This is a genomic window from Streptomyces sp. CGMCC 4.7035, from assembly GCF_031583065.1.
Lineage (GTDB): Bacteria > Actinomycetota > Actinomycetes > Streptomycetales > Streptomycetaceae > Streptomyces > Streptomyces yaanensis.
In genome coordinates this window covers 6,120,889-6,139,120 of sequence record NZ_CP134053.1, presented here as the reverse complement: position 1 = coordinate 6,139,120, position 18,232 = coordinate 6,120,889, and the positions used below count along the sequence as shown (strand labels likewise).

Sequence of the window (18,232 nt, the reverse complement as noted above, 5' to 3'; positions counted from 1 at the left end):
TGGGTACCCTCCCCGCGCGACCCCAAATAGCGTCCAGTAGGGTTTGGTCCGCATAAACATCAAACCCCTGCCCGACGCAGGGCGGCGACCGACCAGCGAGAAGGCCGCAGCCAACCAGCGCGGGCGAGACTCTCGGGAAGGCGCTACGTGAGTCCCAACGGCTCCGACCGCTCGCCGCGGCGCCCGATGCGGCGGAAGCTGCTGCAGGCACTGACCGCGGGCCTGGTCCTGGCGACCGCCACCGGTTGCACATACAAGGACTTCCCCCGCCTTGGTATGCCCACCCCGACCACGGAAGAGGCTCCGCGGATCCTCTCCCTGTGGCAGGGGTCCTGGGCTGCCGCGCTCGCCGTCGGCGTGCTGGTGTGGGGCCTGATCCTGTGGAGTGCGTTCTTCCACCGGCGCAGCCGCACCAAGGTCGAGGTTCCTCCGCAGACCCGGTACAACATGCCCATCGAGGCGCTGTACACGGTGGTCCCGCTCATCATCGTCTCGGTGCTCTTCTACTTCACGGCCCGCGACGAGTCGAAGCTCCTGGACCTCTCCAAGAAGCCCGACGTCACCATCAACGTCGTCGGCTTCCAGTGGAGCTGGGGCTTCAACTACGTCACCCCCGTCGACGGGGTGACCGGTGACGCGAAGACCGACGCGAACCTGGACGCGATTCCGAACCGGTTCAAGGACGACTTCCCGGCGAACGCCGGTGGTGTCTACGACGTCGGCACGCCCGGTACGCGGAACCCGCAGACCGGTAACCCCGGTCCGACCCTCTGGCTCCCCAAGGGCAAGACGGTCCGCTTCGTCCTCACCTCGCGCGACGTCATCCACTCCTTCTGGGTGGTGCCGTTCCTGATGAAGCAGGACGTCATCCCGGGCCACACGAACGCCTTCCAGGTGACCCCCAACCAGGAGGGCACCTTCCTGGGCAAGTGCGCCGAGCTCTGCGGCGTCGACCACTCCCGGATGCTGTTCAACGTGAAGGTCGTCTCCCCTGACCTCTACGAGAAGCACCTCAAGGACCTCGCCAAGAAGGGGCAGACCGGTTACATTCCCGCCGGCATCGCGCAGACGAGCCACGAGAAGAACCGGGAGACGAACAACCTGTGAGCATCCTCAACGAACCCCAGGGTGCCGCCGCAGCTGAGGACTCGTACGAGAACGAGCTGCCGGTCAGGCGCAAGCGGCCCGGCAACGTCGTCGTCAAGTGGCTGACCACCACCGACCACAAGACGATCGGCACGCTGTATCTGGTCACGTCGTTCGCGTTCTTCCTCATCGGCGGCGTCATGGCTCTGCTCATGCGCGCCGAGCTGGCCCGTCCGGGCCTGCAGATCATGTCGAACGAGCAGTTCAACCAGGCCTTCACGATGCACGGCACGATCATGCTGCTGATGTTCGCGACGCCGCTGTTCGCCGGTTTCGCGAACTGGATCATGCCGCTGCAGATCGGCGCGCCCGACGTGGCGTTCCCGCGGCTGAACATGTTCGCCTACTGGCTCTACCTGTTCGGCTCGACCATCGCGGTCGGCGGCTTCCTCACCCCGCAGGGCGCGGCCGACTTCGGCTGGTTCGCCTACAGCCCGCTGTCGGACGCGGTCCGCTCGCCGGGCATCGGCGCCGACATGTGGATCATGGGTCTGGCCTTCTCCGGCTTCGGCACGATCCTCGGCTCGGTCAACTTCATCACCACGATCATCTGCATGCGCGCGCCCGGCATGACCATGTTCCGCATGCCGATCTTCGTGTGGAACGTGCTGCTGACCGGTGTGCTCGTCCTGCTGGCCTTCCCGGTCCTCGCCGCCGCGCTGTTCGCCCTGGAGGCGGACCGCAAGTTCGGTGCGCATGTGTTTGACGCGGCCAATGGCGGCGCGTTGCTGTGGCAACACCTCTTCTGGTTCTTCGGCCATCCAGAGGTGTACATCATCGCGCTACCGTTCTTCGGCATCATTTCCGAGATCATCCCGGTCTTCAGCCGTAAGCCGATGTTCGGCTACATGGGCCTCATCGGCGCCACCATCGCCATCGCCGGTCTGTCCGTGACGGTGTGGGCGCACCACATGTACGTCACCGGTGGCGTGCTGCTTCCGTTCTTCTCCTTCATGACGTTCCTCATCGCCGTACCCACCGGCGTGAAGTTCTTCAACTGGATCGGAACGATGTGGAAGGGCTCGCTGTCCTTCGAGACACCGATGCTCTGGGCGACCGGCTTCCTGATCACCTTCACGTTCGGTGGTCTGACCGGTGTCATCCTGGCCTCGCCGCCGATGGACTTCCACATCTCGGACTCGTACTTCGTGGTGGCGCACTTCCACTACGTCGTCTTCGGCACCGTCGTGTTCGCGATGTTCGCCGGCTTCCACTTCTGGTGGCCGAAGTTCACCGGCAAGATGCTCGACGAGCGCCTCGGCAAGATCACCTTCTGGACGCTGTTCATCGGCTTCCACGGCACCTTCCTGGTGCAGCACTGGCTGGGTGCCGAGGGCATGCCGCGTCGTTACGCGGACTACCTCGCGGCCGACGGCTTCACCGCCCTGAACACGGTCTCGACGATCTCCTCGTTCCTGCTCGGCCTGTCGATCCTGCCGTTCCTCTACAACGTGTGGAAGACGGCCAAGTACGGCAAGCCGGTCGGCGTCGACGACCCGTGGGGCTACGGCCGTTCGCTGGAGTGGGCCACGTCCTGCCCGCCGCCGCGGCACAACTTCCTCACCCTGCCGCGCATCCGCTCCGAATCCCCGGCCTTCGACCTGCACCACCCGGAGATCGCCGCGCTGGAGCAGCTTGAGCACGCCGGTGCCGGCAGCAAGTCCGTCGCTGGTGGCAAGGAGGCCGGCAAGTGAAGATCCAGGGCAAGATGTTCCTCTGGCTGGCCGTCTTCATCCTCGTCATGGCGATCGTCTATGGCGTGTGGTCGAAGGAGCCGGCCGGCACCACCGCGCTCTTCCTGGGCTTCGGCCTGAGCGTCATGATCGGCTACTACCTGGCCTTCACGGCCCGGCGGGTCGACGTGGGCGCCCAGGACAACAAGGAGGCCGACGTCGCGGACGACGCCGGTGAGGTCGGCTTCTTCAGCCCGCACAGCTGGCAGCCGCTCGCCCTCGGCGTCGGCGGCGCGCTCGCCTTCCTGAGCATCGCGATCGGCTGGTGGCTGATGTACTTCTCCGCCCCGCTCATCCTGGTGGGCCTCTGGGGCTGGGTCTTCGAGTACTACCGCGGCGAGAACCGCACCCAGTAACACGCGCCGAGCGCACGGGAGCCCGGACACTCCGCAAGGAGGGTCCGGGCTCCCCCTTTTGCCCTCTTCTTTGTCCCCCATACGGGGCGTCCGGCGCGCCACGGTTGACGAGGGTTCATAGCGTGAGCCCATGAAGCACTCACCGCGACACCGCACGACCGTCAACTGCACCGTGCTGGTGATATCCCTCGCCGCGGGCCTCGTCGCCTGCGGATCCGACGGCGAGCCGCTCTCGACGAAGTCGTACGACGCGGCGGGCCGGATCGCCCTCAACACCCAGGTCGGCAGCGACAAGAAGAAGGCCGACCCCGACAAGCCCCTGGAAATCACCCCCTCCGGCTCGGACGGACGCATCACGGACGTCACGGTCACCGACGCCCGAGGGCGCTACGTGGCCGGTGAGCTCTCCGCCGACGGCAGCCGCTGGCACAGCACGTCACCGCTTGCCGCGGGCACCCACTACACGGTGCGGGTGAGCACGGAGCACGAGGACGGCACGACCGGCAGCAAGGTCATCGAATTCGACACCGACACCCCGAAGACCAGGAAGCTCCTCGGCGTCACCTTCGGGCCCGACAGCGGCACCTACGGCGTCGGCCAGCCCGTCACCGCCGAACTCAGCGTCCCCGTCCAGGACAAGGCGTCCCGGGCGATCGTCGAGAGCGCCCTCAAGGTGGACTCGGTGCCCGCCACCGAGGGCTCCTGGTACTGGGTGGACGACAAGACGCTGCACTACCGCCCGAAGGACTACTGGCCCGCTCACGCCACCGTCACGGCGTACAGCAACCTCGAGGGCGTAAGGATCGGCGACCGCCTCTGGGGCGGCGACACGAAGCCCCTGACGCTCACCACGGGCGACCGGGTCATCGCCGTCACGGACGCCGCCGCGCACGTCATGAAGGTCTACAAGAACGACGAACAGATCAAGCAGATCCCCATCACCACCGGCAAGCCCGGCTTCGAGACCCGCAACGGGGTCAAGGTCGTGCTGGACAAGCAGTCCTCCGTACGGATGCGCGGAACCACCATCGGCATCTCCGCGAGTTCCGCGGACTCCTACGACCTGCAGGTCCACTGGGCGACCCGGGTGACCTGGAGCGGCGAGTACGTGCATGCCGCGCCCTGGTCCGTCGGCTCCCAGGGGTACGCCAACGTCAGCCACGGCTGCACCGGGATGAGCAACGCCAACGCCGAGTGGTTCTTCGACACCGTGCGGCTGGGCGACGTAGTCCAGGTGGTCAACTCCAAGGGCGAGGAGATGAGCCCCTTCGGCAACGGCTACGGCGACTGGAACCTCGACTGGACGAAATGGCAGAAGGGCAGCGCCCTGACCGCAGACACCCCTGACGGCCCGAGCGCGGCGGACAGGGCGAGACTGCGCCCGGAATCGGCGTGAGAAGGGGCGCTGCGCGCCCCGACAGGGGCGCGGGGCTGTGACATCATGCGGCTCCGCCGCGTGGGCGCGACCAGCCACGACGCACCCGCAGGCGGAACACCGGACTTCCAGCGGAGCGCTCAGGCGCCCAAAAGGGCCTTACGCCGCAACAGAGACGCCAACGCCGAGGCGAACTCAACCGGCTCAACCGGCAGCGCCACCGCGGCATCGGCCCGACTCCACGTAGCCAGCCACGCATCCTGCGGCCGCGCGATCAGCACCAGTACCGGCGGGCAGTCGAAGATCTCGTCCTTGATCTGCCGGCAGACGCCCATGCCGCCCATCGGCACGGCCTCGCCGTCCAGGACGCACACGTCGATGCCGCCCTGGTCCAGTTCCTTGACGACGGCGCCCGGTGTCGCGCACTCCACGAACCGCACCGGGGGAACGTCCGGAGCGGGCCTGCGCCCGGCCGCGAGCCGCACCTGTTCGCGGGTGTTGGAGTCGTCGCTGTAGACCAGCACCGTGGCGGTCGGCTGCATGCTTTCCCTCCGGGACGTCGGCGTCGTACGGAACGGATCGTCGGTGCGGATGCTACTCCCTTGAACACGGGGTCAACAGCGGTTCGGACATGGCTTCGATGGGCCATCCGGGCAGTACACACGGTACGGACACTCCGAACGGCACCCCCCGGAGTGAGGGCGGGATAAGGGACCGACATAATGTCGGTCGTGGCGACAGCAACGACAGTAGAAACCGGGCACGCGCACCCGTCGGTCAACCGGCCGAACCTCACCAGCGTCGGAACCATCATCTGGCTGAGTTCCGAGCTGATGTTCTTCGCGGCCCTCTTCGGTATGTACTTCACCCTGCGATCGGTGACCGGGCCGGATCACTGGAAGGAGATGGCGAGCCATCTCAACTTCCCGTTCTCCGCGACGAACACCACGATCCTGGTGCTCTCCTCCCTGACCTGCCAGCTCGGCGTCTTCGCCGCCGAGCGCGGGGACGTGAAGAAGCTCCGGGGCTGGTTCATCGTCACCTTCATCATGGGGGCGATCTTCGTCGGCGGGCAGATCTTCGAGTACACCGAGCTGGTCAAGAAGGACGGCCTCTCGCTCTCCTCGGACCCGTACGGCTCGGTGTTCTACCTGACCACCGGCTTCCACGGCCTGCACGTGACGGGTGGTCTCATCGCCTTCCTGCTGGTCCTCGGCCGCACCTACGCGGCAAAGAGGTTCACCCACGAGCAGGCGACCGCCGCCATCGTCGTGTCCTACTACTGGCACTTCGTCGATGTCGTCTGGATCGGCCTCTTCGCCACGATCTACATGATCAAGTAATCGGCCGTCGGTCGCGGCGAACAGTCACCCGATCGGGGTGAACCGATCGCACGCGACGATCCGATTTATCTCCAGAAGCATCGACGCAGAAGATCCTGACACCGGGGTAATCCGTGAAAAAGCTCTCCGCACGACGACGCCATCCGCTGGCGGCTGTCGTCGTCCTACTCCTCGCGCTGGCGGCCACCGGGGGGCTGTACGCCGCGTTCGCGCCCGCGAGCAAGGCGCAGGCCGATGAAACCGCCCAGTCCCTCGCCATCGACGAGGGCAAGAAGCTCTACTCGGTGGGCTGCGCCAGCTGCCACGGCACCGGCGGTCAGGGCACCTCCGACGGTCCGAGCCTGGTGGGTGTGGGCGCCGCGGCCGTCGACTTCCAGGTGGGCACCGGCCGTATGCCGGCCGCCACCTCGCAGGGCGCCCAGGTGCCGCGGAAGAAGAACATCTACACGCAGGCGCAGATCGACCAGATCGCGGCGTACATCGCCTCGCTCGGTGCCGGCCCGGCCACGCCGACGAAGAACGACTACAGCCCCGAGGGTGCCGACATCGCCAAGGGCGGCGAGCTCTTCCGTACCAACTGCGCGCAGTGCCACAACTTCACCGGCGAGGGTGGCGCCCTGACGCACGGCAAGTACGCCCCGAGCCTCGAAGGTGTCGACCCGAAGCACATCTACGAGGCCATGCAGACCGGCCCGCAGAACATGCCGTCCTTCCCGGACACGACGCTGTCGCAGCAGAACAAGAAGGACATCATCGCGTACCTCAACGCGGTCAACGGTGACGAGACGGAGAACCCCGGCGGTCTTGACCTGGGTGGTCTCGGTCCGGTTTCCGAGGGCCTGTTCGGCTGGATCTTCGGACTCGGTGCGCTGATCGCGGTCGCCGTCTGGGTCGCCGCTCGGACCGCAAAGGCCAAGAAGTCATGAGTAGCCAAGACATTCCAGAAGAGAACCTGCCCGCTGAGCAGGACGCCGCCCAGCGTGGCGTGACGGTCGCGGACGAGCGGAACCCGTTCGCCGACCCGGGCCTCCCGCCCCACGAGCACCGCATCCAGGACATCGACGAGCGGGCAGCCAGGCGCTCCGAGCGCACGGTGGCCATGCTGTTCACCGTGTCGATGCTGGCCACCGTCGCCTTCATCGCCTCGTACGTCACGATCCCGGCGGACAAGTCGATCTACGTCTTCCCGATCGGGCACCTGAGCGGACTGAACTTCGCGCTGGGCCTGACGCTGGGCGTGGCACTGTTCGCGATCGGCGCGGGCGCGGTCCACTGGGCCCGCACCCTGATGTCCGACATGGAGGTCGCCGACGAGCGTCACCCGATCGAGGCGGCCCCCGAGGTCAAGGCCAAGGTCATGGCCGACTTCAAGCAGGGTGCCAAGGAGTCCGCGCTCGGCCGCCGCAAGCTGATCCGCAACACGATGTTCGGCGCGCTGGCCCTGTTCCCGCTCTCCGGCGTCATGCTGCTGCGCGACCTGGGCCCGCTGCCGGGTACCAAGCTGCGCCACACGATGTGGTCCAAGGGCAAGCTTCTCGTCAACATGAACACGAACGAGCCGATGCGTCCCTCGGACATCGCGGTCGGCTCGCTCACCTTCGCCAAGCCCGAGGGCCTGGAGGAACACGACGAGGACTTCCAGAAGGAGATCGCCAAGGCGGCCCTGATGCTCGTCCGGCTGCAGCCGGAGAACATCAAGGACAAGCGCGAGCTCGAGTGGTCCCACGAGGGCGTCGTCGCGTACTCGAAGATCTGCACCCACGTCGGTTGCCCGATCTCTCTGTACGAGCAGCAGACGCACCACGTCCTCTGCCCGTGCCACCAGTCCACCTTCGACCTCTCCGACGGTGCCCGGGTCATCTTCGGCCCGGCCGGTCACGCCCTGCCGCAGCTGCGCATCGGCGTCAACGCGGACGGTTACCTCGAGGCGCTCGGCGACTTCGAAGAGCCCGTCGGTCCTGCCTTCTGGGAGCGCGGATGAGCACTACAGCGACCAACGACTCTGCTTCGCGCGGAAAGGCTCCGGCCGGCGAGCGCGTCGCGGACTGGGCCGACGGCCGCCTGGGGATCTACTCCCTGGCCAAGGCCAACATGCGCAAGATCTTCCCCGACCACTGGTCGTTCATGTTGGGCGAGGTCTGCCTCTACAGCTTCATCATCATCATCCTCACGGGTGTGTATCTGACGCTGTTCTTCCACCCGTCGATGAACGAGGTGGAGTACCACGGCAGCTACGTCCCGCTGCAGGGCCAGCTGATGAGCGAGGCGTTCAGCTCGACGCTGCACATCAGCTTCGACGTCCGCGGTGGTCTGCTGATCCGGCAGATCCACCACTGGGCGGCGCTGATCTTCCTCGCCGGCATGTTCGTGCACATGATGCGCGTGTTCTTCACGGGCGCGTTCCGCAAGCCGCGTGAGATCAACTGGCTGTTCGGCTTCCTGCTGTTCGTCCTGGGCATGTTCACCGGCTTCACCGGTTACTCGCTCCCGGACGACCTGCTCTCCGGCACCGGTGTCCGCTTCATGGAGGGCGCGATCCTGTCCGTGCCGATCGTCGGCACGTACCTGTCGTTCTTCCTCTTCGGCGGCGAGTTCCCGGGCGGCGACTTCGTGGCCCGCTTCTACTCGATCCACATCCTGCTGCTGCCGGGCATCATGCTCGGCCTGGTGGTGGGCCACCTGATCCTGGTCTTCTACCACAAGCACACGCAGTTCGCGGGCCCCGGAAAGACGAACAACAACGTCGTCGGCATGCCGCTGCTGCCGGTGTACATGGCCAAGGCCGGCGGCTTCTTCTTCCTGGTCTTCGGCGTCATCGCGGCCATCGCGGCGATCGCCCAGATCAACCCGATCTGGGCCATCGGCCCCTACCGTCCGGACCAGGTGTCCACGGGTGCCCAGCCCGACTGGTACATGGGCTTCTCCGAGGGTCTGATCCGTACGATGCCGGGCTGGGAGGTCAACCTCTGGGGTCACACGCTCGTCCTTGGCGTGTTCGTCCCGCTGGTGATCTTCCCGCTGGTCCTGGTCGCGATCGCGGTCTACCCGTTCATCGAGTCCTGGGTCACCGGCGACAAGCGCGAGCACCACATCCTGGACCGCCCGCGCAACGCGCCGACGCGTACGGCCTTCGGTGCCGCGTGGATCGCCTGGTACTTCGTACTGCTCGTCGGTGGTGGCAACGACATCTGGGCCACGCACTTCCACCTGTCGATCAACGCGATCACCTGGTTCGTCCGCATCGCCTTCTTCGTGGTGCCGGTGCTCGTGTTCATCGCCACCAAGCGGATCTGCCTCGGCCTCCAGCGTCGCGACAAGGACAAGGTGCTGCACGGCCGCGAGTCGGGCATCATCAAGCGGCTGCCGCACGGTGAGTTCATCGAGGTCCACGAGCCGCTCAGCCAGGAGCAGCTGCACACGCTCACGGCGCACGAGCAGTACAAGCCGGCCGAGATCGGTCCGACGGTCGACGAGAACGGCGTCGAGCGGAAGATCAAGGGCACCCAGAAGCTGCGCGCCAAGCTGAGCAACGCGTACTACGGGGAGAACAACCAGATCCCCAAGCCCACGGTCGAGGAATACAAGGAGATCACGAGCGGCCACGGCCACCACTGATCGTCGCACTCGCCACGCCACGGTCGAAGGGCCCCGTCCGGTGTTCGGACGGGGCCCTTCGCCGTGCCCCGGTCTGGATAGGGTGGACCTGTTCGAGACTCGCGTCCCGTGATCCGGGACACCGACCCAGGAGCGGCTTATGAGCGCTGTGAACCCCGCTGGAGGCGACACCGCGGCGGGCCGTTCCTGGCCCCAGGTACTGAACGCCCTGCTGGACGGCCGCGACCAGAGCGCCGAGGCGACCGCCTGGGCGATGGACCGGATCCTGCGCGGCGAGGCGACCGACGCGCAGATCGCCGGGTTCGTGGTGGCGCTGCGGGCCAAGGGCGAGACGGTGGAGGAGATCACCGGGCTCGTCCGGACCATGTACGAGCACGCGAACGTGATCGAGGTGCCCGGCCGGACCGTCGACATCGTCGGCACGGGCGGCGACGGCGCGAAGACGGTGAACATCTCCACGATGTCGTCGCTCGTCGTCGCCGGTGCGGGTGCGAAGGTCGTCAAGCACGGCAACCGGGCCGCGTCGTCGGCGTCGGGTGCGTCGGACGTCCTGGAGAAGCTCGGCGTCAATCTGGAGCTGACCCCGAAGAGGGTCGCGGAAGTGGCCGACGAGGCCGGCATCACCTTCTGCTTCGCGGTGAAGTTCCACCCCGCGCTGCGTCATGTGGCTGCCGCGCGCGGCCAGTTGGGCATCCGTACGACCTTCAACGTCCTCGGTCCGCTGACGAACCCGGCGAAGGTGAAGGCCCAGGCGGTCGGCGTCGCGGACCCCCGCATGGCGCCGATCGTGGCGGGTGTCTTCGCCGAGCGCGGCAACTCGTCCCTGGTCTTCCGGGGCGACGACGGCCTGGACGAGCTGACCACCACGTCCACCTCCCGGGTGTGGGTCGTCCGGGACGGCAAGGTCACCGAGGAGACCTTCGACCCGCGGGACGTCGGCATCGAGCTGGTGCCCGTGGAGGCGCTGCGGGGCGCCGACGCGTCGTACAACGCGGAGGTCGCCCGTCGGCTGCTGGACGGCGAGACGGGCCCCGTGCGGGATGCGGTGCTGCTGAACTCGGCGGCCGCGCTGGTGGCGCTGGAGCCGGGGGACGGTCCGCTGGCCGGGCAGCTCCGGGCAGGCATGGAGAAGGCCGCGGAGTCGATCGACTCGGGGGCGGCGAAGCGGACGCTGGACCGCTGGGTGGCCGCTAGCAACAAGTAGGTTTTGGGGTGCCGGCGTCCTCAGGGTGCCGGCACCGCCTTGTGTCCCGGCATCCGGACACAAGTTGCAGGCGGGCGATCACCCCCGTACTGTCCTGCTCAGGTCATGAGCGACAGCCATTCGGCCCCGGCCGGCTGTCCGGCAACCCTCCGTCCGTGGCGGGGTGCCCCGGGTGAGGACCAGGCCGTAGGCAGCGAGGTCTGCGGCAAGCGCGGACCCCTCGCACTCTATTGAGTGGATACAGCCAGGGGTCCTGGTCGTTCGAGGGAGCCTTCCGTGAGCAAGCGAATGCGATAGGGCCGCTGAGCCCCGCCTCCGCATCCCCTTTCACCCCTTTCCCGCGCTGAGCCGTACCCGCCGTACGCGTGCTCGCGTGGTGATCTCCACCTGCCTCACGGGAGTGCACCCATGTCCGTCTCCACCCTTGCCGCCGACCAGTCCGTTTGTGCCCCGCTGCCCGTTCTGGGCCGGGATGTCACCGTCCCGCTCGTCACGGGCGGCGAGGTCACCTACGCCGCGCTCGACTACGCGGCCAGCGCTCCGGCGCTGCAGCGCGTCTGGGACGACGTGGCGGCGTACGCGCCGTACTACGGCAGCGTCCACCGTGGCGCCGGCTACCTGTCGCAGCTGTCCACGGACCTCTTCGAGAACGCCCGCAGGACCGTCGCCGAGTTCCTCGACTGCCGCGACGGAGATCAGGTGGTTTTCACCCGGTCCACCACCGACTCGCTCAACCTCCTCGCCGCCGCCCTTCCGGCCGACTGCCAGGTCTTCGTCTTCGAGACCGAGCACCACGCCTCCCTGCTGCCGTGGCGGGACGCCCGGGTCACGTACCTGAACGCTCCGCGCACCCCGCGGCAGGCCGTCGAGAGCCTGGAGCGCGCCCTCGCGGACCGCGACCCCTGCGGCCCGGCCCTGGTCTGCGTAACCGGCGCCTCCAACGTCACCGGCGAGCTGTGGCCCGTACGGGAGCTCGCGGCGGCCGCCCACGCGCACGGCGCCCGTATCGTCCTGGACGCCGCCCAGCTCGCCCCGCACCACCCGGTGTCGGTCAAGGACCTCGACGTCGACTGGGTCGCCTTCTCCGGTCACAAGCTGTACGCCCCCTTCGGGTCCGGCGTCCTGGCCGGCCGCGCCGACTGGCTGCGCGAGGCCGAGCCCTACCTCGCGGGCGGCGGCGCCAGCCGCAAGGTCACCCGGCGCACGGACGGGGGAGTGGACGTCGAGTGGCACGAGACCGCCGCCCGCCACGAGGCCGGCTCACCGAACGTCATCGGCGCCTACTCGATCGCCTCCGCCTGCAAGGCGCTCACCGAGGCCGGCTTCGACACCCTCGTGGCCCGGGAGCAGTACCTGATCCGCGCGGTGCGGGAGGGGCTCGCCGAGGTTCCTGAGGTCAAGGTTCTCTCCCTCTTCGGTGACGACTCCCCGCGCGTCGGCGTCATCTCGTTCGTCGTCGAGGGCTGGAACAGCTCCCACTTCGCCGCCGCGCTCTCCGCCGAGTACGGCATCGGCGTGCGCGACGGCCTGTTCTGCGCCCACCCGCTGGTGCGCACCCTGCTGGGCAGCGACCCGGAGACCCAGGGCGAGTGCGGCGCCCCGGAGGCCGCACCCGGCGAGAAGTCCCTGAACGCGATCCGCGTCAGCTTCGGCGCGGGCACCCCCGACGAGCACGTGGAGCGTTTCGTCCGCGCGGTCAAGGAGCTCGTCCGGGACGGTGCGAAGTGGAAGTACCGCACGGAGGACGGCCGTTGCGTCCCGGCGGTCTGATCGGCCGGTGCGCGGTGCGCGGTGCGCGGTGCGCGGTGCGCCGATGCGTTGAGGTACAGCCGACCCCGCTCCCTCCCGTCCGCCCCGCGGCGGACGGGGGAGAGCCACCCTTGAGGGCCGGACTCAGTTGTCGAGCCCGATCGCGAACGCCGCCTCCAGGTCGTGCTGGGAGTAGGTACGGAAGGCGACATGCGTATCCGTGGCCAGGACGCCCGGGATCTTGCTGATCCGGCCGGGGATGACGTCCGCCAGGTCGTCGTGGGCCTTCACCCGGACCATGGCGATGAGGTCGTACGTGCCGGTGACGGAGAAGACCTCGCTGACGGAGTCCAGCGCGGCGATCGACTCGGCGATCTCGGGGATCCGGTCCACGCTGGTCTTGATGAGCACGATCGCGGTGATCACGGCTGCTGTTCTCCCTCGGGGGCCTGGGCTGGGGGTTTCACCCTACTCGTCCGGCCGTAACGCACCCAGGCGTAGGCGAAGCCCAGGGAGAAGCCCACCAGGTGGGCCAGGTAGGCGACTCCCGGGCCCTGTGGGGCGCGCCGCGCCGCCAGCCATTGCAGGGAGGCCCAGAAGGGCAGCACCACCCAGGCCGGAAACCGCAGCGGCAGGAAGAGCAGGAACGGGAAGAGACTGGTCACCCGCGCCTTGGGGAACAGGAACAGGAACGCGCCGAGGACCGCGGAGATCGCCCCGGACGCCCCGACCAGGGTCTGGGTCGACCCGGCGTTGGCCGCCGCGTACCCCAGCAGTGCCAGAAAGCCGCAGCCCAGGTAGAACAGCGCGAACTCCAGGTGGCCCATCCGCTCCTCGGCCATCGCTCCGAAGACGTAGAGGAAGAGCATGTTGCCGAGCAGATGCACCCAGCTGCCGTGCACGAACAGCGCCGTCGCGGGGGTGATCGCGGCCCGTGGCGCCCCGCTGAACAGTTCCACGGGCACCACCCCCCAGCGGGCGAAATAGGCCCGCTGCGCGGCGAGCAGCGCGTCCCCGGTGCCGTACGTCGGATTCAGTCCCGAGGCGGGTCCGATCGCGAAGATCAGACAGCACAGGGCGATCAGCCCGTACGTCATCGGCGCCGACTGCCCCCGCAGTGCTCCGCCGGCCGATCTGCTCCAGGTGCTGATCATGGGACAGAGCATGTCGTAACCGGACCGATCCGCACAGAGTGCCTCGCCGCGTGAGACGGGCGGGCGGCGAGCACCCGCCAGGCCGTAGGGTTACGAGCCACACGCTCCAGGGAAACTGGCGCATCACGGAGACTGGAAGAAGGAAGAGCGGCCACGATGACGGTTCCCCTGCCGACCGAGAAGACCCGCTGGCGCTGCACGCTCTGCGGCAACCTCACACGTTTCGACGTGACCCGCTCGTCGAAGGTTGTGGAGTACGTGCATCTCGATCTGGCCGGAGAGCCGACGGTCGAGGAGCGCGAGGTGGTCAGTGAGACCATCGAGTCGGTGCGTTGCCGCTGGTGCAACGCGGTGGACCAGGTGGAACTCGTGGACAGGCCGGGCGCCGACTCCTGAGGGAGGCGGACCCGCACAGGCATTGGGGTGACGGATGGTGGAGACCACAGGCGGGGAGCCGGTCGACGGCACCGCTGAGGTGCTCGACCGTCCGCTGCCCGACGGCGTGCGCCGCCGGGCCGTGCAGATCGTGTCCGACGGCTTCGGCGGGCTGACCCTCGCCGAACTGCCCGCGCAATTGCGGCAGTACGCCCGTTTCACCCCGAACCGTCGGGCCAAGTTCGCCGGCAACGCCATGGCGGCGGCCCTGGAGACGGACCCGCTGTTCCGGCAGCGCATCGCCGAGAAGTTCAGAGAGGCCCAGCCGGAGCTCGCCGGCGCCCTCGACTCCGGCTCGCCGCCCCCGGCCGCGGACCCGCTCGACGTGGCGGCCGCGGCCTATGTGCTGCGCCCCGCGGGCTGGGTGAAGCTGGTGACCGCGGCCGGCGAGGAGGCCCAGCGCGCGGACGCCGAACGCGTCGACGAGGAGAACCGCGCCGAACTGGAGCGGCTGCGCGAGGAGCTGACGGCCGCCCGCGACCACACCCGCGCCGAGACCGAACGGCTGCGTACGGAGCTGGAGTCGGCGCGCAAGGAAGCCGAATCGCTTCACCGCAAGCTGCGTGCCGCCCTCAGTGACGTCAAGCGCGGCGAGGCCGCCCTGCGCAAGGTACAGGGCGAGATGGAGGCCGTGCGTGCCGAGGGGCACGCGCAGGTGTCCGCGGCCGAGAGCGAGACCCGGCGGCTCAAGGCGCGTCTCGGCGAGGCGGAGGCCGCGCTGGAGGCCACCCGCAGGGCGGCGCGCGAGGGGCGCAGCGTCGAGGACATGCGCGTACGGCTGCTGCTCGACACCGTCCTGGACGCGGCCCAGGGGCTGCGGCGGGAGCTGGCGCTGCCGCCGGTCTCCGTACGGCCGGCGGAGACCGTGGACGCGGTCGAACCGGGACGAATGACCCCGAAGGACATCGCCGCCCGCGCGCTGTCCGAAAACGATCCCGCGATACTCGACCAGTTGCTGGCGCTGCCGCAGGCGCATCTGGTCGTCGACGGCTACAACGTCACCAAGACCGGCTATCCCCAGATGCCGCTGGAGCAGCAGCGGCTCAGGCTCCTCGGACAGCTCTCGCAGCTCGCCGCGCAGACCGGCGCCGAGGTCACCTGCGTCTTCGACGGTGCCGAACTGGCCGCCCCCGTCCTGCTCGCGCCGCCGCGTGGCGTGCGGGTGCTGTTCTCCAAGCCGGGCGTCACCGCGGACGAGTTGATCCGCCAGCTGGTGCGCGCGGAGCCGCCGGGCCGACCGGTCATCGTCGTCTCCACCGACCGCGAGGTGGCCGACGGGGTCGCCAGGGCGGGTGCGCGCCCGGTCGCGTCGGTGGTCCTGCTCAAGCGCCTTTCCCGGGCATAACGGACTTCCGTGCGGCGCTTGCCCTTTGCGTCGAACATCCCATGGGCAACCTACGTACCAAGCGCAACATCCGCCTGTCATGCCCGAATTGAGGGGATCGTCACGCAACGTAGCGTCAATCGGGTATCACCGCACGTGAGTTCCAGGCAAAGAATGCGGTGCGTGACCGAGAAAAACCCGCTCAGGATTTGAACTGATCACAGCAAGGTCACTAAGGTCGAGCCTCGAACCTCCGCACGGGTGATCACTCACAAGGGGTGAGTGGCGGTGGAGGGGCACCGCCCACCGGCGTGTCGGTAGGCGGCTCGAGGAAGAAGGAGCTCGCCTCCGTGGCGTCCCACCGTCGACCCAAGAAGCCGAGCCGCGCACGCGTGACCGTGCTCACCACCGCTGCCGCCGCTGCCGTCGCCATCAGTGCTCAGGCCGCGAATGCCGCCCCCAGCGAGAAGCCGAGCAAGGACGAGGTCAAGTCCAAGGTCGACAAGCTCTACGAAGAGCAGGAGCAGGCGAGCGAGCAGTACAACGGGGCCAAGGAGAAGCAGGACAAGCTGGAGAAGGAGATCTCCGTCCTGCAGGACAGGGTCGCCCGCGGTCAGGAAGAGCTCAACAACCTGCGTGACGGCATAGGCACGATGGCCAGTGCCCAGTACCGCACGGGCAGCATCGATCCCTCCCTCCAGCTCTTCCTCTCCTCGAACCCGGACGACTACCTCGACAAGGCGTCCACGCTCGACCAGTTGAGCGGCCAGCAGGTCGACGCGCTGAAGAAGATCCAGGAGAAGCAGCGCGAACTGGCCCAGGAGCGCCAGGAAGCCACCGACAAGCTCAAGGACCTCGCGAGCACCCGCACCCAGCTGGCCAAGAACAAGAAGGAAGTCCAGGCGAAGCTCGCCGAGGCGCAGAAGCTGCTCAACAGCCTCACCGCCGCGGAGAAGGCGGCCCTTCAGGCGGAGCAGGAGCGCGCCAGCCGTGCCAGCGGGCGCACCGACTTCAGCGGCTCCGTCGGCGTTGGTTCCGGCCGGGCCGGCGAGGCGTTCTCCGCCGCCCAGACCAAGATCGGTTCGCCCTACAGCTGGGGCGCCACCGGCCCCTCGTCCTTCGACTGCTCGGGCCTGACCTCCTGGGCCTACGCCCAGGCCGGCGTCACCATTCCGCGTACCTCGCAGGCGCAGGCCAACGCCGGTACCCGGATCTACAACCAGAGCGACCTCCAGGTCGGCGACCTGGTCCTCTTCTATGGCGACCTGCACCATGTCGGCCTCTACGCGGGCAAGGGCATGGTGCTGCACGCTCCGCGCACCGGCACCAACGTGCGCTACGAGGCGATGAGCAACATGACGTTCGAGTTCGGCGTCCGCGTCGGCTGACGCCCTTCCGAGGCCCCCGGCCACCCCGCCCGAACGGGCGAATTCCAGCGACGTGCGCTGACCCCGCGCCCCGCCGATGACCTGCGTCAGCGGCGGGGCGTCGCGTTGTGCGCCCGTCGGGCACTTTGGTCGCGGAGTGATCACCCGGCTACTGTCTGCCGCGTTTCCCTCGCCGTGTGGCGGGGGTGTCAGCGGAAGGGAGTACGACCGGTCGTGGGGTCCCATAGTCGTCCTGCACCATCCGGCCTCGGCCGAGGGCGTGGCGCCGCAGCAGCCGCCGTCCTGTCCGCCGCGGCGGCCGCCGCCGCGACCCTCGGCGCCGTACCGGCGAACGCCGCGCCGCGCGTCGACCCCCGGGTCACGGTGGACCGGTTGTACGAGGAGGCCGAGCAGGCCACCGAGGCGTACAACAAGGCCGACGAGCGCGCCGGTTCACTGCGCCGGCAGGTCGGCCACACACAGGACCGGATCGCCCGGCAGCAGGGCCGCGTCAACGCCATGCGGGACGCGCTCGGTGCGCTCGCCGGGGCCCAGTACCGCTCCGGCGGTCTCGACCCCTCCCTCGCGCTGCTGTTCTCCGACAACCCCGACGAATACCTCGCCAAGGCGACCGCGCTCGACCGGATCGGCACCCACCAGGCCGGACAGCTCAAGGAGCTCCGGGCGGCCCTGCGGGAACTGGCCCAGGACCGGGCGGGGGTCGCCGCGAAGCTTGCCGAGCTGGAGAAGAGCCGCGATGCCGTCGCGCAGCACAAGAAGGCCGTCGAGCGGAAACTCGCCACGGCACGGCGGCTGCTCAACTCCCTGCCGACGGCGGAGCGCGCCGCCTACGAGCGGGTGTCCCGCTCCGGCGGCGACGTGCCCGACCTCGCGGGTGCCGCCCCTTCGGGCGCCCGCGCCGCGGCCGCCGTCGCGGCGGCTCGTTCCGCGCTCGGCCGCCCGTATGTGTGGGGCGCCAACGGGCCGGGCGGCTTCGACTGTTCGGGCCTCATGCAGTGGTCGTACGCGCAGGCGGGTGTCGGGCTGCCGCGCACCTCACAGGAGCAGCGCTACGCCGGCCGCCGGGTGCCGCTGTCCGAGGCCCAGCCCGGCGACCTGGTCGTCTACCGCTCCGACGCCAGCCATGTGGCGATGTACGTAGGCAACGGCCAGGTCATCCACGCGCCCCACCCCGGGGCCCCGGTGCGTTATGACCCGATCGGCATGATGCCGATCTCGTCGGTGACGAGGCCCTGAACCCGGGTGTGGAGGGGTGGCCGAACCGCGGCGCGGACAGGCTGCCGGACCGTCGCGCGGACGGGTGGCCGGACCACGGCAGCGACGGGTGGCTGGACCGCGCCGCGGACGGGTGGCTGCACCGTGGCGCGGACGGGTGGCTGGACTGCGGCAGGGCGGGGTGGCTGGACCGCA

The 18,232-nt window shown here is 68.7% G+C and carries 17 protein-coding genes and 1 riboswitch; of the genes, 14 read left to right on the top strand and 3 right to left on the bottom strand.

All coding sequences use genetic code 11. The annotated features are described in order from the left end of the window. The first annotated feature begins 147 nt into the window (after positions 1–147). The 4 genes from ctaC (at position 148) to Q2K21_RS26915 (ending at position 4,631) form a co-directional block, all read left to right on the top strand. Entirely contained in the window at positions 148–1,107 is a 960-nt protein-coding gene (gene ctaC / locus Q2K21_RS26930; RefSeq protein WP_310775910.1) for an aa3-type cytochrome oxidase subunit II, read from the top strand. Further along, positions 1,104–2,840, top strand: a complete 1,737-nt coding sequence (ctaD, locus tag Q2K21_RS26925) for an aa3-type cytochrome oxidase subunit I (RefSeq protein WP_310775908.1) — start codon at positions 1,104–1,106, stop codon at positions 2,838–2,840. The genes ctaC and ctaD overlap by 4 nt, the downstream gene beginning before the upstream one ends. After that, entirely contained in the window at positions 2,837–3,235 is a 399-nt protein-coding gene (locus Q2K21_RS26920) for a cytochrome c oxidase subunit 4 (protein ID WP_310775906.1), read from the top strand. The genes ctaD and Q2K21_RS26920 overlap by 4 nt, the downstream gene beginning before the upstream one ends. A 130-nt stretch (positions 3,236–3,365) precedes the next feature. After that, on the top strand, positions 3,366–4,631 hold the full coding sequence (locus Q2K21_RS26915) for a L,D-transpeptidase (RefSeq protein WP_310775904.1): 1,266 nt from the start codon (positions 3,366–3,368) through the stop codon (positions 4,629–4,631). A gap of 119 nt (positions 4,632–4,750) precedes the next feature. On the opposite strand, the gene Q2K21_RS26910 is transcribed toward Q2K21_RS26915, so the two are convergent. Next, positions 4,751–5,152 (bottom strand): response regulator, encoded by a 402-nt coding sequence (locus Q2K21_RS26910; protein ID WP_310775903.1) that lies wholly within the window; start codon positions 5,150–5,152, stop codon positions 4,751–4,753. 180 nt (positions 5,153–5,332) lie between these two features. On the opposite strand from Q2K21_RS26910, the gene ctaE reads away from it, so the two are divergent. The 6 genes from ctaE to Q2K21_RS26880 all read left to right on the top strand — a co-directional run bounded on the left by ctaE (position 5,333) and on the right by Q2K21_RS26880 (position 12,542). Beyond that, positions 5,333–5,953, top strand: coding sequence for an aa3-type cytochrome oxidase subunit III (gene ctaE, locus Q2K21_RS26905; protein ID WP_310775901.1), 621 nt, complete (start codon positions 5,333–5,335; stop codon positions 5,951–5,953). A gap of 113 nt (positions 5,954–6,066) precedes the next feature. After that, complete coding sequence (gene qcrC, locus Q2K21_RS26900; protein WP_310775899.1) at positions 6,067–6,879, top strand: cytochrome bc1 complex diheme cytochrome c subunit; 813 nt, start codon at positions 6,067–6,069, stop codon at positions 6,877–6,879. Then, complete coding sequence (qcrA, locus tag Q2K21_RS26895; RefSeq protein WP_310775897.1) at positions 6,876–7,934, top strand: cytochrome bc1 complex Rieske iron-sulfur subunit; 1,059 nt, start codon at positions 6,876–6,878, stop codon at positions 7,932–7,934. Before qcrC ends, qcrA begins: the two co-directional genes overlap by 4 nt. Further along, positions 7,931–9,568, top strand: a complete 1,638-nt coding sequence (gene qcrB, locus Q2K21_RS26890) for a cytochrome bc1 complex cytochrome b subunit (RefSeq protein WP_310775895.1) — start codon at positions 7,931–7,933, stop codon at positions 9,566–9,568. The genes qcrA and qcrB overlap by 4 nt, the downstream gene beginning before the upstream one ends. Positions 9,569–9,707: 139 nt before the next feature. After that, entirely contained in the window at positions 9,708–10,772 is a 1,065-nt protein-coding gene (gene trpD / locus Q2K21_RS26885; protein WP_310775893.1) for an anthranilate phosphoribosyltransferase, read from the top strand. A 101-nt stretch (positions 10,773–10,873) separates the two neighbouring features. After that, positions 10,874–10,990, top strand: a riboswitch (SAM riboswitch). Positions 10,991–11,180: 190 nt separating this feature from the next. Further along, positions 11,181–12,542, top strand: coding sequence for an aminotransferase class V-fold PLP-dependent enzyme (locus tag Q2K21_RS26880; RefSeq protein ID WP_310775891.1), 1,362 nt, complete (start codon positions 11,181–11,183; stop codon positions 12,540–12,542). Positions 12,543–12,665: 123 nt separating this feature from the next. Here Q2K21_RS26880 and Q2K21_RS26875 read toward each other — a convergent pair whose 3' ends face one another. Both Q2K21_RS26875 and Q2K21_RS26870 read right to left on the bottom strand, forming a co-directional pair. Continuing rightward, complete coding sequence (locus Q2K21_RS26875; RefSeq protein WP_055491895.1) at positions 12,666–12,947, bottom strand: Lrp/AsnC family transcriptional regulator; 282 nt, start codon at positions 12,945–12,947, stop codon at positions 12,666–12,668. Beyond that, positions 12,944–13,675 (bottom strand): rhomboid family intramembrane serine protease, encoded by a 732-nt coding sequence (locus tag Q2K21_RS26870; RefSeq protein ID WP_310775889.1) that lies wholly within the window; start codon positions 13,673–13,675, stop codon positions 12,944–12,946. The genes Q2K21_RS26875 and Q2K21_RS26870 overlap by 4 nt, the downstream gene beginning before the upstream one ends. Positions 13,676–13,831: 156 nt before the next feature. Between Q2K21_RS26870 and Q2K21_RS26865 the strand changes: the two genes are divergently transcribed. The 4 genes from Q2K21_RS26865 to Q2K21_RS26850 all read left to right on the top strand — a co-directional run bounded on the left by Q2K21_RS26865 (position 13,832) and on the right by Q2K21_RS26850 (position 18,058). After that, complete coding sequence (locus Q2K21_RS26865; protein WP_310775887.1) at positions 13,832–14,071, top strand: hypothetical protein; 240 nt, start codon at positions 13,832–13,834, stop codon at positions 14,069–14,071. A gap of 34 nt (positions 14,072–14,105) precedes the next feature. Next, the gene (locus Q2K21_RS26860) at positions 14,106–15,455 is read left to right on the top strand and encodes an NYN domain-containing protein (protein ID WP_310775885.1); all 1,350 of its coding nucleotides are present in this window, start codon (positions 14,106–14,108) and stop codon (positions 15,453–15,455) included. Positions 15,456–15,784: 329 nt separating this feature from the next. Next, positions 15,785–16,822: an NlpC/P60 family protein gene (locus Q2K21_RS26855; protein WP_310775883.1), complete on the top strand. Its 1,038-nt coding sequence runs from the start codon at positions 15,785–15,787 to the stop codon at positions 16,820–16,822. Positions 16,823–17,035: 213 nt separating this feature from the next. Further along, the gene (locus Q2K21_RS26850; RefSeq protein WP_310775881.1) at positions 17,036–18,058 is read left to right on the top strand and encodes a C40 family peptidase; all 1,023 of its coding nucleotides are present in this window, start codon (positions 17,036–17,038) and stop codon (positions 18,056–18,058) included. Positions 18,059–18,232: the final 174 nt, after the last annotated feature.

Coding starts and splice junctions, on each gene's coding strand:
- Q2K21_RS26915 (WP_310775904.1), top strand. CDS start 3,366: ATGAAGCACTCACCGCGACACCGCACGACCGTCAACTGCACCGTGCTG.
- Q2K21_RS26910 (WP_310775903.1), bottom strand. CDS start 5,152: ATGCAGCCGACCGCCACGGTGCTGGTCTACAGCGACGACTCCAACACC.
- ctaE (WP_310775901.1), top strand. CDS start 5,333: ATGTCGGTCGTGGCGACAGCAACGACAGTAGAAACCGGGCACGCGCAC.
- qcrA (WP_310775897.1), top strand. CDS start 6,876: ATGAGTAGCCAAGACATTCCAGAAGAGAACCTGCCCGCTGAGCAGGAC.
- qcrB (WP_310775895.1), top strand. CDS start 7,931: ATGAGCACTACAGCGACCAACGACTCTGCTTCGCGCGGAAAGGCTCCG.
- trpD (WP_310775893.1), top strand. CDS start 9,708: ATGAGCGCTGTGAACCCCGCTGGAGGCGACACCGCGGCGGGCCGTTCC.
- Q2K21_RS26880 (WP_310775891.1), top strand. CDS start 11,181: ATGTCCGTCTCCACCCTTGCCGCCGACCAGTCCGTTTGTGCCCCGCTG.
- Q2K21_RS26870 (WP_310775889.1), bottom strand. CDS start 13,675: ATGATCAGCACCTGGAGCAGATCGGCCGGCGGAGCACTGCGGGGGCAG.
- Q2K21_RS26865 (WP_310775887.1), top strand. CDS start 13,832: ATGACGGTTCCCCTGCCGACCGAGAAGACCCGCTGGCGCTGCACGCTC.
- Q2K21_RS26860 (WP_310775885.1), top strand. CDS start 14,106: ATGGTGGAGACCACAGGCGGGGAGCCGGTCGACGGCACCGCTGAGGTG.